We start from the raw sequence: 12464 nt of genomic DNA on the forward strand, positions 1-12464 counted from the left end.
ATCGTGAACGGGTGCTGGCAACCGGAACGAAACTAGGGTTCGTGCAAGACGGTATGGTCTGACGTTGCAGCCTTCCAATTGAAATTCTGCGAAGCGAGAGGTGCCGTTAGCGGCGACGCGTCGCTGGCACTGGCACTGGCGGCAAATTGCGCCCATGCGGCAGCGGCGTTGGGACGCAGAGAACGATTCCGCCGCTGCACCAGCACTGTTGTCACCGTCGCCTCAGGAACGAGTAGACGCGTGACCAGCGACGCTGCGGGCAACGGCCAATGCCCGTCGATTGGCAAAACGCCGACGCCCATCCCCAGTTCGACCATGCGAGAAACAGCGGCAACGTGACCGAGTTCCTGCAACGTTCGTCGTTTCAATTGATTCGTGTTGAACGCTACTTCGAGCGCGGCGCGTATTCCTGCATCGCCGTTTAGCGTGATGAGCGTCCATTCATTCAACTCGCGCCATTCGACATGATCACGCTTCGCCAATGGATGCACGGCCGGTATAAGCGCATGCAGCGAAGTCGTGAAAAGCACCTGCGCGTGTAGCAAGTCGCCAGCGAGTGGCTCGGCAACGGACACTACGCCAAAGTCCACTTCGCCCTGCTCGACACTCGCGAGCACGCTACTTTGCGGTTGATCTTTAATCGACACGACCAGGTCTGGATAAGCGTCGGCACAACGGGCAAGAGACTGCGCGACCCAACCTGACGACAACACGGGATTACTCGCGACCACCACGACGCCGGTATGTCCGTCGTATGCTGCGCGTTCTTCGCGCAATGTCAGTTCTATTTCGTCCAGTAGCCTGCCGATTCTTCTTTCGAGACTTGCACCTGCATTCGTCAATTCGACCTGACGCGTAGTGCGATCGAAGAGTTTCAATTCGACGGCGTCTTCGAGTTCGCGCACGCACCGGCTCACTGCCGATTGCGTCAGATCGAATTCGCGCGCCGCACGAGTAAAACTTCGCTCACGCGCGACGGCGACGAATACCTTGAGTTGCTGCAATGAGACGTTCATGACGCGATGACCGAGGTCGCTACCGATATCGCTGTCGCGCGCGCGTGGCTCACGCCTATTCCCCCGTCTGCTCAGGCCAGTTGCTCAGCCGCGACGGACCATGCCCATTGCCTGCAACCGCCAGCACGCCCTGAGGTTCGTTATGCGACTCGATCCAGCGTGAACGCATCGGCGCAAGGACAAACTTAGCCGAAATGCCCGCAGCAATCGTGATCACTGCGGAAACGGTGAACACGAGACTCCATCCGCCCATGGCCGCGAGCACCGAAGCAATCGGCACGAGAAGCGCCGCCGTGCCTTTGGCGGTGTACAACGTTCCGGCATTGGCCGTTGCATATTTACTGCCGAATGTATCGGCGCAGATTGCCGGAAAGATCGAAAAGATCTCGCCCCAGAAAAGGAAGATCAGAGCGGCGAAGGTCATGAACGCGTAGGGATTGGTGCCGAACTGCATCATGCCGAGCAAGGCCAGACCTTCGCCGATAAAGATCACGAACATCGTGTTTTCGCGGCCAATCTTGTCGGAAATAAAACCGCACAACGGACGCGTCAAGCCGTTGAAGATATTGTCGATAGAAAGCGTGGCGGTAAGCAGCGGCAGGGTCATGCCGAAAAGCGACATCGGAATACGAGCAAGGCCCCAGTCTTTTGCAATCGGACCGATTTGCGCGGTGGCCATCAAACCGCCTGCTGCTACAGCGACAAACGACACATACATCACCCAGAACACGGGTGTTCTGATCATCTGTCCCGCAGTGAAGTCGACCTTCGTCACCGCGAAGCGGGTCTTGCGCACCGCCTGCTGACGCGGCGTCGGCCTGCGCAACGTCAGCGCGAGAATCAGAATGCTCACGCCCTGCAAGATGCCGAAGAAGAAGAACGCGTGCTCGTAGCCGGAGCGGGTAATCATGTTGGCAATGGGGATGACGGTAATCGCCGCGCCGGCGCCGAAGCCCGCAGCAGTCAGCCCTGCTGCGAGCCCGCGTCGATCGGGGAACCACTTGAGCGCATTGCCGACGCAGGTACCGTACACGCCACCCGCGCCGATGCCGCCGATCACGGCGGAAAGGTAGAGAACACCGAGCGTCGTCGCATACGAATTCATCACCCACGACAGACCCGCGCATACCGCACCCACGGCAACCACTGGGCGAGGTCCGAATTTGTCGACCAGCAAGCCTTCCAATGGCACGAGCCACGTCTCGGTGAGAATGAAGATCGTAAAGGCAAGTTGAATGGACGCTTCGCTCCAGTGATGCCGCGCGTTCATCGGTGTGACGAACAATGTCCACGCGTATTGCAGATTCGCCACCAGAGCCATGCACACCATGCCGATGACGAGTTGCCACCAACGATTACCCAAAAATAGCCGGGGCGTTTGCTGGGTGATATTGTCCATGAGCCTTGTCTCCACTATTTATTAGTGCAGCCGGTCAACGCTCCGGAGGAACTTCTCCGGAGGACACGCCGTGCTGTTGCGTCCCACCTTTTGGTTGTGACCCGAAAAGCCTTGCTCTTCGGGAAAATTTATTATTTGTCTCTCAGTTCTTTTCTATAAAAGCGATGTCGATCAATCATCGCTTTTTCGGAAGTTCTTTTATTCCGATCATTCAATTGCGTGTTCCAGAAGTACTGACAAGCCGTTCCTACTTCCGCACCGGATACACACGTTAACCCGGGTATCAAGGCGGCAATTCCGCTTCTTACAGTTACATGCTAGGGTCATTGCTGAATTACCAATAATTAAAGTTTGTTATTATGTCGATTCACATTTGCTTATACATCGGCCATGACGATGCGCAATGCGACTCTGCGGCAACTAAAGGTGTTCGAAACGGTGGCGCGCCATCTGAGTTTCTCGCGTGCCGCCGAAGAATTGCATCTGACGCAACCTGCGGTCTCCACTCAGGTTCGCCAACTCGAAGAACACGCGGGCCTGCCGTTGTTCGAACAACTCGGCAAAAAGATCTACCTCACGCCGGCCGGCACCGAAATGCTTCACTACAGCCGCGCGATCATTCAACAATTCCACGAAGTCGACGAGGCCATGAGTCAGCTCAAGGGCGTCTCGGGCGGCAAACTCAATGTGGCGGTAATTAGTGCGGGCGACTACTTTTTTCCGCGCCTGCTCGCCGAATTCACGCGCCGCTATGCCGGTGTCGTTCTCAACCTCGCAGTGCACAATCGGGAAGAACTGCTGCATCAGTTGTCGACGAATCAGACCGATCTCGCGGTCATGGTGCGCCCGCCACACGAAACCGACGCCACCAACGAACCGTTCGCGCCCCACCCTTACGTGATCGTGGCAGCGCCAACACATCCGCTTGCACACAAGCGCAACATCAGGATGAGCCAGCTCGCTAACGAAGCATTCATCGTGCGCGAACGCGGCTCCGACACGTGGAATTCGATGGAAGAAGGTTTTGCCGGGCGCCTCTCCAATCTGAAGATCGCGATGGAAATAAAGAGTACCGAAACGATCAAGCAGGCGGTGATTGCCGGCATGGGCATCGCGTTCCTGTCGGCCCATACCATCAGCCTCGAATTGCAACTGGGCCATCTGGTCGTGCTGGATGTCGAGAGCTTTCCCGTCATGCTCAACTGGTATGTCGTGCATAGAAAGAACAAACGTCTGCCGCCGGTTGCCGTAGCGTTCAAAAGCTTCCTGATGGAAGAAGGCGCGCATCTGATCGAGAAGATCACGCGTGTGAAGGAACTGAGCGTGTATAAGCAGTAGGCTATGGATAGCCAATAAAACTTTAACTATTACAAATTCATCGGTGCTTCTATCCTGCAAACGAGTTCTTCTACTCGTTAGCCGAGGAGGCCGATCATGAACCACACTCAGGTTGAATCCGACAGCAGTGCCCGCTCTGCCCGCGTTACTCAACGCCATCCCGACGACGCCCACTTGAGTGCTTATAACGCGGCGTTCAGCGATCTCGGTTTGCGTTTCCGCTGGGATCGTGACACGCTCGATCTCCTCAAGGAATTCAACGGAGAAGTGGCGCGTATTACGGCCTATATCGAGCGTTATCACAGTCATCTTCATCGTGCTTACGACGCCGACTTTCTCGCGCAAATGATCCTGCACAAGAAAGAGCAGTACTACAGCGAGTTCTCTCCTGCATAAAGATGAGTCTGGGGACGGGATCATGATCCCGTCTTCCGGCATGCGTGATCTCCGATAGGTATGCACGTTCATAGCCGGTGGCGTGTCGTCAATTGAGTCAACCGGTGGCGCACGCACGCTCCCGATCTGCCATTGCCGTTATGCCAGTCGCGACGATGTCGATATGCTGCCGTGCGCACACTGCCAGGCATTATTTCGCGCAACACCCATGCCGGTTCATCTCCGCCACGCCATTCGATGCGTGACAGTACCCCTGCCCTGCCGGTTGCAAGAGTTGCAAGCGCGTGCTCACCGGAGTACTCACGACTGGTCGTAATGTGTACACCGAGAGCGCATGCCAAGGCACCTGTTGCGAGTAATGCGGCGAGTCCGAACGGTTGCGCCTGCTCGGTCACGAATCCATAACCGAGCCAGGCGCATAAGAGGATCGCAATCAGATTGACGATGCCGTGCCCCGGATGTGCAACCGTTTTCAGTGGCAATGCGCCACGCAATTTGCAAAGCGCAATAGCGGATGAAGCGAAAACTAGTGCGCCGATAAATACCGCGCCATCGATTTCGGCGCGCTCCATATTGGCCCAAGCTGACGACGACAGATAAAGCGCGCAGCCGCCTGACATGAAAGCGAATCCCGCTGCGCTTCCGAGCATGGACGCGAGAAGCGCACGACGTGTGGATCCGTGATCGACTCTTCGCGGTACAACTGCCGCAAGCGCAACGATTACAGCAATCCCAATCGGCAAGGCCATTGCAGAGGCGAGCACGACACCGAGGCCGGATTCTGACAAAGAACACATCCACGCGGTACTGTCAGACGCTAGCGGCATGCCTTGTTCTCCGTATTGCGATGTGACGACGTTTGGCCATCCAACCATCCAACCATCCATCCCGTCAGACCGCCGCGACGCGCTCTGCCTTTTTAGCCGCCGTCGCGTTTGCTTCGATCAATGTATTGCTAAGCGTGCCGATTCCATCGACGGTAATAGACACCGTTGCACCTTCCTTGATCGAGCCGACTCCGATCGACGTGCCGCACGCAATCACGTCACCGGGTTCGAACGTGAGATCCTGCGAGATGAGACTGACCTGCTCGGCGGGCGAGAACACCATATCGGCGAAAGGATAGTTTTGCCGTTCGACGCCATCGAGCGATGTGACAAGATTCGCGCGCTGCCAGTCGAAACCGGACACGATAGCGGGCCCGATACAACAGAACGTATCGAAGCCTTTCGCGCGGCACCATTGCGGGAAATGCGGATTCTCGTTCAGCAGATCGGCGGCCGTCACATCATTGATCAGCGTGTAGCCGAAGATCGCATCGGCCGCTTCTTCAACGCTTGCATTGCGACAGCGTCGACCAATCACAATGCCGAGTTCGCCTTCATAGACGATCTTGCCCGCGTAACCAGGCGGCCGACGAATCGGCTCGCCCGTCCCTATCACCGAGCCGGCGGGTTTTAGCAAAAATAGCGGATGCGTGGGCACGGGTTTGTCGAGCTTCGCCGCCAGCGCGTGATAGTTGTTCCACAGCGCGACGATCTTGCCTGGCGCACACGGAGCGACTGGCGCCAGAGCGCGCGTCGACAACACCGCACCGGTCGGCACCGGCCGCTCGATACTTTCGTACTCGTGCAGATAACCACCTTCCACACGACCGAACACGATATCGCCATTGCCCGACATGAACCGCATCCACGTATCCATACATCGCTCCTTGAGCGCTTCGGCACGATCTGTTTCTTTGACAACGGACTCAGCGAGTGACGCGCTAGATCGCGCCGGCAGTGCGCAGCGCGCTGATCTGTTCGAGTGAGTAGCCGAGTTCGGCCATCACTTCGTCGGTATGTTCACCGAGTAGCGGCGAGCGTTTCACTTCAGTGGGGCTATCGGACAATTTGATCGGATTACCCACGGTCAGATACTTGCCACGCGTCGGGTGATCCACTTCGACAATCGTGCCTGTTTTACGCAGCGACGGTTCTTCTGCGATTTCTTTCATCGATAGAATCGGGCCGCACGGAATATCGTATTTGTTGAGAATCTGCATCGCCTCGAACTTGGTCTTGGTCATCGTCCAGCGTTCGATCTCGTCGAAGATATCCTTCAGATGCGGCAAGCGCGCAGCGGGCGTTGCATAGTCGGGGTCCGTCGCCCACTCTTCCTTGCCGATCACATTGCAGATCTTCGCCCACACCGGCGCCTGCGTGATGAAGTAGATATAAGCGTTCGGATCGGTCTCCCAGCCTTTGCACTTCAGAATCCAGCCAGGCTGACCGCCGCCCGATGCATTGCCCGAGCGCGGCACCGCTTCACCGAACTTCCCGTTCGGATATTGCGGATACTCTTTCATCGTGCCGGTGCGGTCGAGCCGCTGCTGATCGCGCAATTTCACGCGGCAGAGATTGAGCACGCCGTCCTGCATCGCAGCGAGTACGCGCTGTCCACGACCGGTATGCGTACGCTGATATAGCGCGGTAACAATGCCGAGCGCCAGATGCAAACCCGTGCCGCTGTCGCCGATCTGCGCGCCGGTCACGACGGGTGGCCCGTCGTCGAAACCGGTGGTCGATGCCGCGCCGCCCGCACATTGCGCGACGTTCTCATAGACCTTGCAGTCTTCATAAGGACCAGGGCCAAAGCCCTTTACCGATGCAACGATCATCCGCGGATTCAACTCCTGAATCCGCTCCCATGTGAACCCCATTCGATCCAGCGCGCCAGGTGCAAAGTTCTCCACCAGCACATCGCATTTCTGGATCAGTGCTTCGAGAACCTGCTTGCCTTCAGGATTTTTCGTATCGATCGTGACCGAGCGCTTATTGTGATTGAGCATCGTGAAGTACAGGCTGTCCACATCGGGAATATCGCGCAGTTGTTCACGCGTTATATCTCCCGCGCCCGCTCGCTCCACCTTGATCACATCGGCACCGAACCACGCCAGCAATTGCGTGCAGGTCGGCCCCGATTGAACGTGCGTGAAATCGAGAATGCGCACACCGTCGAGTGCTTTGCTCATGTCATGTCTCCTGAAGGCTGCCGCTTATTTGTACATGGTTTGATTTTTTGTTCCGGGAGCGTATTCGCGCGGATCGACCCAGATGTTGACCACCGCCGAACGTCCGGTGCGATGAATCGCTTCACGTGCACGCTGCAACGCGCCGGCGATCTGCGCGGGGTCGCGCACTTCTTCGCCGTGACCGCCGAGCATTTCAGCGAACTTGCTGAACGGCACATCACTCAATAAATTGCCGACGTTGCCGCGTTCGTCGCCGTACTTGGCAAGTTGGCCGTAGCGAATCTGGTTCATCGCCGAGTTGTTGCCGATGACCGCGAGGTACGGTGCGCCGAAGCGGTTCGCAGTTTCCATGTCGAACGCGGTCATGCCGAATGAGCCGTCGCCGTAGTAGCACAGCACTTCTTTTTGCGGATGTGCCAGCTTCGCCGCGAATGCGAAGCCGGTGCCGACGCCGAGCGAGCCGAGCGCGCCCGGGTCCATCCATTGACCCGGCCGGCGCGGGCGCACCGCTTGCGCGGAAATCGTCACGACGTCACCCCCATCGCCGATATACACGGTGTCGTCGGAGAGGAATTCGTTGAGTTCGTAAGCGACCCGGTATGGATGAATCGGTGTGCTATTCGATTTGAAAAGCGGCATCAGCTTTTCGGTTGCGGTGGCTTCCGCGTCCTGCAATTGCGCCATCCATTTGCGGCGTGCCTGACGTTTGTCATCCTTCAGACGCCCGCTCGCGGCTTGCAGCACCGCCGCCAGAATTGCACCGGGATCGCCGACCAGGCCGAAATCGATATCGCGATTCTTGCCGACCGTCCGGTAGTCCATGTCGATCTGCACGAGCGTCAACTCTTTGCTGATCCGCTTGCCGTAACCCATGCGGAAATCGAACGGCGTGCCGACGACGATCAGCACATCCGCATTTGCAAAAGCCTGCGAACGGGTGCGGTCGAAATGATGGGGATCGCCCGGCGGCAGCAGCCCACGGCTCGCGCCGTTGAAATAGCCGGGAATGTCGAGCCCGCGCAGCAACGCGATCGCCTCTTCATGACCGCGCGCGGTCCACACCTGCTGCCCGTACAGAATCGCGGGACGCTCCGAATTCACAAGGACGTCCGCCAGTTTTTCGATATCGCGCGGATCGCCGACCGATTTCGTCGACGCCCGATAGTGACCCGGCTGCGGCACCACGGCGCGCGTCAGGTCGACCTCGCGGTCGAGAACGTCGCGCGGAATTTCCAGGTACGACGGACCGGGCGCGCCGTTGAAGCACTCGCGCGCGGCCATCGAGATCATGTCCGCGACCCGCTCGGTGCTCGACACGCTGGCGGCGAACTTGGTGATCGGCGCCATGATGTCGACGTGCGGCAGGTCTTGCAGCGAGCCCATCTTGTGTTGCGTAAGCGCGCCCTGTCCGCCGATATGCAGGATCGGGCTTTCGGAACGGAACGCGGTGGCGATGCCCGTCACCGCATTCGTGCAGCCTGGGCCCGCAGTCGTGACGACGCAGCCGAGCTTGCCGGTTTGCCGCGCGTAGCCGTCGGCGGCGTGCGCGGCGACCTGTTCGTGCCGCACGTCGATGATGCGGATTCCTTCATCGACACAGCCGTCGTAGATATCGATGATGTGGCCGCCGCACAGCGTGAAGATCGTGTCGACGCCTTCGTTTTTCAGTGCTTTCGCCACCAGATGGCCGCCGGAGATGACGCCGGCGTTGCGCGTCTTCTGCTTGAGGGTGTCGTCGGCGGTGGTGGCGCTGTTTGTGGCTGAGGTCAACGATGAAACAACTGCAGACATAGTCGTCTCCTGTGTCGCTCCAAGTTAGCGCTTTAGCGCTTACTTGGAGCCCATGCAACGCTGTCGGTCCAAGTTAGCGCTTTAGCGCTTACTTGGAACCCATGCAAAGCTGTCGGTGGGAGTTAGCGCTTTAGCGCTTACTCCCACCCCATGCAAAGCTGTCGGCCCAAGTTAGCGCTTTAGGGCTTATTTGGAACCCATGCAAAGCTGTCGGTGTAGTGAGCGCCTTGGCGCTTACTCGGTCCCATGAAAGCTGTTGCTGCTCACTCGGTAGTGCAACGGCTGTCGATTCCGGCAACTTCATCTGACCCACGTAGATACATACCGTATGTGATATATCACATTCAAGCAAGGCCGAATTCACGTCGCATGACTGCTCCTGATTCGACAAAAAACCCTATCTGGCAAGGCTTTATGCCAAAAATTGAGCCAACTCAAACAACCCGACAAGGGAAACCACCCACTTCTTGCACGCACCCTGATCGCTGTTGATATATCACATACCTTATTTTTAAGACCGTCAAGAAAGGGTTTATCCCGAAGCCTCGTGCGGCACCGCGCCAAAGAAAGAACCAAAACAAAAAGGCCCGCTGTGTTTTCACACTGCGGGCCTCTCCAGATTTTGCTACTGCGCTTACGCGCTCACATCGGCATCCAACCTCAATCCAGAAAATCGCAATTCGCTTCGACAAACGCCGCGAGATCCAGCGAGTGCTGGCGCGTCAGACGCTCGGCGAGTTCCGTGTCCCGCTTTTCCAGCGCTTCGATAATCCGCAGATGATCGACGATCGAGCGCGACGCGCGATCGCTCTGCGAGATCGTCATGCGCCGAATCGCCCGCACGTGGATGAAGATGTTCTTGATCGTATCGAGGATGATCTGCGACTTCGACAACTCGACGATCGCCTGGTGGAACGCGATGTTGGCGTCCGAATATTCGGCAATATGCTCGGCCGGCGTCGCGTCGCGGAAATTGTCGAACATGTGCCGCAAACGGGCGATTTCCTCGTCGGTAGCGTGCAGCGTGGCGAGTCGCGCCGCCATGCTTTCGAGCGCCGCCCACATCTGGATCATCTCGACAATTTCACGCTTGCTTTTGCGCACGATGTAAATGCCGCGCCGCGGCACCATCCGCAAAAAACCTTCCTGTTCGAGCAAGGTCATCGCCTCGCGCACCGGCGTTCGGCTCACGCCGAGCGACTCGCTCAGCACGCGCTCGTCGAGCCGGATTTCTTCGCGGTTCTGGTAGATATCCGCATCGGCAATCGCCTGGCGGAGCATCGCATACGCCTGATCGCGCAAGCTCGCGCTCGCGCCGATGGGCTGCAACGACAAGGTCAGCGGAGTAGCCACTGCTTCAGTTTGAAGTTCTGACGACATTCATCGCCTCTGGTTGGACATGCGCGCAAACCGGCACTGCGGACATTGCGTGCGCTGCACCTGCCCCGCCAGCTTGCTCACCCAGGCCAATAAAACGGCCATGGTGCGACGCAAGTTGCGCGACCGATTGCGGAATCCAGTCGGTCAACAAAACGGTGGCGGCAGCGCCTAAACCCACGACAGCAACGGCGAACAGCGCAAGAGGCACAAACTCCATTTGCAACTCCAGACGATTAAGTGAGCGAACCACTCAATCATATGCTGCAACGCCGCATTTTTCAATATTCCGTATGTAGTATATCAACGAAAATGTTGTTTTCAGGATGCAGTCTCACGTTAGCACGGTGCGAGCACGACGGGTTCGCCGCTTCGAACAAAGCAAAGATGCTTGGTGTATACGCGCAAAACGCGCGCTATGCGCGCACTTCCGTGCGATGATCGCGCAATTTCATTCGAATGCGGATTGTGATATCCGCGTTGCGTCATTAATCTTCGGGACATCCGGCATGGATCGACTGCGGCCCCGGGCTTGGCCTTACGCCCGCCTGACTGCGCCGCCCGATCCCATCCTGCCGCCCAAGTTTCAAGGAGACCTGCGTCATGAGCACCACCATCCCGACGGCCACAATGGCCGATAACCGCGCCACACGCAGCCAGGCACGCAAAGCGGCACTCGGCAGCTTCGTCGGCGCCGTGGTCGACTGGTACGACTTCCTGCTGTACGGCATCGTCGCGGCGCTGGTCTTCAACGCCGAATTCTTCCCGAAGGTCAGCCCGGCCATGGGCACGCTGGCGGCGTTCGCCACCTTCGGCGTCGGCTTCCTGTTCCGCCCGCTCGGCGGCTTCGTGTTCGGCCACTATGGCGACCGCCTCGGCCGCAAACGCATGCTGGTATTGACCGTGATGATGATGGGCCTGTCCACGGCGGCAATCGGACTGTTGCCGGCCTTCTCCACCATCGGCTGGTGGGCGCCCGTTCTGCTCGTGACGTTGCGTGCGATCCAGGGCTTCGCCGTCGGCGGCGAATGGGGCGGCGCAGCGCTGATGGCGGTCGAAAGCGCGCCGGAGAAGAAGAAAGCGTTCTACAGCAGCGGCGTGCAGGTCGGCTACGGCGTGGGCCTCGTGCTGTCGACCGGGCTGGTGGCGATCATCAGCCGCTCGATGGATAACGAGTCGTTCCTCAGCTGGGGCTGGCGTCTGCCGTTCCTGTTCAGCGTCGTGCTCGTGCTGATCGCGCTGTGGATCCGCTCGAGCATGGAAGAGTCGAAGGAGTTCGTCGAAAAGGTCGGCAAAAAAGGCGAGCGCAGTGTCCGTCTGCCGATCGTCGAAGCGCTGTTGCGTCATCCGAAAGCGTTCCTGCTGATCATCGCGCTGCGTCTGGCCGAATTGTTCACGATGTATATCGTCACCGCATTCGCGCTTAACTACTCGACCGCGAACCTGCACATGCCGCGCGAGTTCTTCCTCACGATCGGCCTGCTGGTCGGCGCGTTGAGCTGCGTGACGATTCCCTGCTTTGCACTGCTCGCGGACCGCTTCGGCCGCCGCCGTGTGTACATCATCGGCGCGGTGATCGGCATGTTGAGCGCGGTGCCGTTCTTCCTCGCACTCGACGCGCGCTCGACAGTGTGGATCGTCGTCTTCGCGGTGATGCTCGCGAACGTCGCGCACGACATGGTGGTCAGCGTGCAACAGCCGATGTTCACCGAACTGTTCGGCACCGAGTATCGCTATAGCGGCGCGGGCGTGGGCTATCAGGTGGCGAGCGTGGTGGGCGGCGGTTTCACGCCGTTTATCGCGGTGGCGCTGGTCAGCTTTGCGGGCGGCTCGTGGCATCCGGTAGCAGCCTATCTCGCGATTGGCTGCGCGATCTCGGTAGCGGTCGCGGCAAAAATGAAAACGGGCCGCGGCACCGCCTGAATCTCGCGGAGCAACACGGCCGAACGGGCCGGCGAGTGGCGAAGAAGCCACCGCCGGCCCGTTTTGTTTTTGCGCTGCATTTTGCTTTGCCAAGGTCTGATTACCACTGAATTTCACATGTCATCGCGCACGACCCCTTACGGCATCCATTCGTCCGATTACAATCGCGCCTCCATCGGGTGAACGCCTTATGCTTTGCTATCTCATA

11 protein-coding genes are annotated in these 12464 nt (G+C 58.4%); 3 read left to right on the forward strand and 8 right to left on the reverse strand.

Annotation, left to right across the window (positions count from 1 at the left end):
* Positions 1-32: 32 nt before the first annotated feature.
* Both ABH945_RS26300 and oxlT read right to left on the reverse strand, forming a co-directional pair.
* Positions 33-1016 (reverse strand): LysR family transcriptional regulator, encoded by a 984-nt coding sequence (locus ABH945_RS26300; protein WP_429252465.1) that lies wholly within the window; start codon positions 1014-1016, stop codon positions 33-35.
* 55 nt (positions 1017-1071) lie between these two features.
* A complete protein-coding gene (oxlT, locus tag ABH945_RS26305) occupies positions 1072-2415 on the reverse strand; it encodes an oxalate/formate MFS antiporter (protein WP_429252466.1) in 1344 nt (447 codons plus the stop codon).
* 390 nt (positions 2416-2805) lie between these two features.
* Between oxlT and ABH945_RS26310 the strand changes: the two genes are divergently transcribed.
* Together ABH945_RS26310 and ABH945_RS26315 are read left to right on the forward strand one after the other, a co-directional pair.
* Positions 2806-3753 (forward strand): LysR family transcriptional regulator, encoded by a 948-nt coding sequence (locus ABH945_RS26310; RefSeq protein WP_074767521.1) that lies wholly within the window; start codon positions 2806-2808, stop codon positions 3751-3753.
* 96 nt (positions 3754-3849) lie between these two features.
* Positions 3850-4149, forward strand: coding sequence for a hypothetical protein (locus ABH945_RS26315; RefSeq protein ID WP_429252467.1), 300 nt, complete (start codon positions 3850-3852; stop codon positions 4147-4149).
* A gap of 68 nt (positions 4150-4217) precedes the next feature.
* Here the strand turns inward: ABH945_RS26315 and ABH945_RS26320 are convergent, their stop codons facing one another.
* The 6 genes from ABH945_RS26320 to ABH945_RS26345 form a co-directional block, all read right to left on the reverse strand.
* On the reverse strand, positions 4218-4976 hold the full coding sequence (locus ABH945_RS26320) for an NAD(P)(+) transhydrogenase (Re/Si-specific) subunit beta (RefSeq protein WP_429252468.1): 759 nt from the start codon (positions 4974-4976) through the stop codon (positions 4218-4220).
* Positions 4977-5040: 64 nt separating this feature from the next.
* Positions 5041-5853 (reverse strand): fumarylacetoacetate hydrolase family protein, encoded by an 813-nt coding sequence (locus ABH945_RS26325; protein WP_429252469.1) that lies wholly within the window; start codon positions 5851-5853, stop codon positions 5041-5043.
* Positions 5854-5917: 64 nt separating this feature from the next.
* Entirely contained in the window at positions 5918-7165 is a 1248-nt protein-coding gene (gene frc / locus ABH945_RS26330) for a formyl-CoA transferase (RefSeq protein ID WP_429252470.1), read from the reverse strand.
* A gap of 24 nt (positions 7166-7189) precedes the next feature.
* Positions 7190-8956: a thiamine pyrophosphate-binding protein gene (locus ABH945_RS26335; RefSeq protein ID WP_429252471.1), complete on the reverse strand. Its 1767-nt coding sequence runs from the start codon at positions 8954-8956 to the stop codon at positions 7190-7192.
* A gap of 660 nt (positions 8957-9616) precedes the next feature.
* Entirely contained in the window at positions 9617-10336 is a 720-nt protein-coding gene (locus ABH945_RS26340; RefSeq protein ID WP_012427873.1) for a GntR family transcriptional regulator, read from the reverse strand.
* Positions 10314-10553, reverse strand: coding sequence for a hypothetical protein (locus tag ABH945_RS26345; protein ID WP_429252472.1), 240 nt, complete (start codon positions 10551-10553; stop codon positions 10314-10316). The genes ABH945_RS26340 and ABH945_RS26345 overlap by 23 nt, the downstream gene beginning before the upstream one ends.
* A gap of 383 nt (positions 10554-10936) precedes the next feature.
* On the opposite strand from ABH945_RS26345, the gene shiA reads away from it, so the two are divergent.
* Positions 10937-12256 (forward strand): shikimate transporter, encoded by a 1320-nt coding sequence (gene shiA, locus ABH945_RS26350; RefSeq protein WP_074767507.1) that lies wholly within the window; start codon positions 10937-10939, stop codon positions 12254-12256.
* Positions 12257-12464: the final 208 nt, after the last annotated feature.

It is taken from the genome of Paraburkholderia sp. GAS333 (assembly GCF_050435665.1).
Taxonomy (GTDB): domain Bacteria; phylum Pseudomonadota; class Gammaproteobacteria; order Burkholderiales; family Burkholderiaceae; genus Paraburkholderia; species Paraburkholderia fungorum_A.

Bases quoted from the DNA above. Each gene is read 5' to 3' on its own strand.
- ABH945_RS26300 (WP_429252465.1), bottom strand. From the start codon at position 1,016: ATGAACGTCTCATTGCAGCAACTCAAGGTATTCGTCGCCGTCGCGCGT.
- oxlT (WP_429252466.1), bottom strand. From the start codon at position 2,415: ATGGACAATATCACCCAGCAAACGCCCCGGCTATTTTTGGGTAATCGT.
- ABH945_RS26310 (WP_074767521.1), top strand. From the start codon at position 2,806: ATGACGATGCGCAATGCGACTCTGCGGCAACTAAAGGTGTTCGAAACG.
- ABH945_RS26315 (WP_429252467.1), top strand. From the start codon at position 3,850: ATGAACCACACTCAGGTTGAATCCGACAGCAGTGCCCGCTCTGCCCGC.
- ABH945_RS26320 (WP_429252468.1), bottom strand. From the start codon at position 4,976: ATGCCGCTAGCGTCTGACAGTACCGCGTGGATGTGTTCTTTGTCAGAA.
- ABH945_RS26325 (WP_429252469.1), bottom strand. From the start codon at position 5,853: ATGGATACGTGGATGCGGTTCATGTCGGGCAATGGCGATATCGTGTTC.
- frc (WP_429252470.1), bottom strand. From the start codon at position 7,165: ATGAGCAAAGCACTCGACGGTGTGCGCATTCTCGATTTCACGCACGTT.
- ABH945_RS26335 (WP_429252471.1), bottom strand. From the start codon at position 8,956: ATGTCTGCAGTTGTTTCATCGTTGACCTCAGCCACAAACAGCGCCACC.
- ABH945_RS26340 (WP_012427873.1), bottom strand. From the start codon at position 10,336: ATGTCGTCAGAACTTCAAACTGAAGCAGTGGCTACTCCGCTGACCTTG.
- ABH945_RS26345 (WP_429252472.1), bottom strand. From the start codon at position 10,553: ATGGAGTTTGTGCCTCTTGCGCTGTTCGCCGTTGCTGTCGTGGGTTTA.
- shiA (WP_074767507.1), top strand. From the start codon at position 10,937: ATGAGCACCACCATCCCGACGGCCACAATGGCCGATAACCGCGCCACA.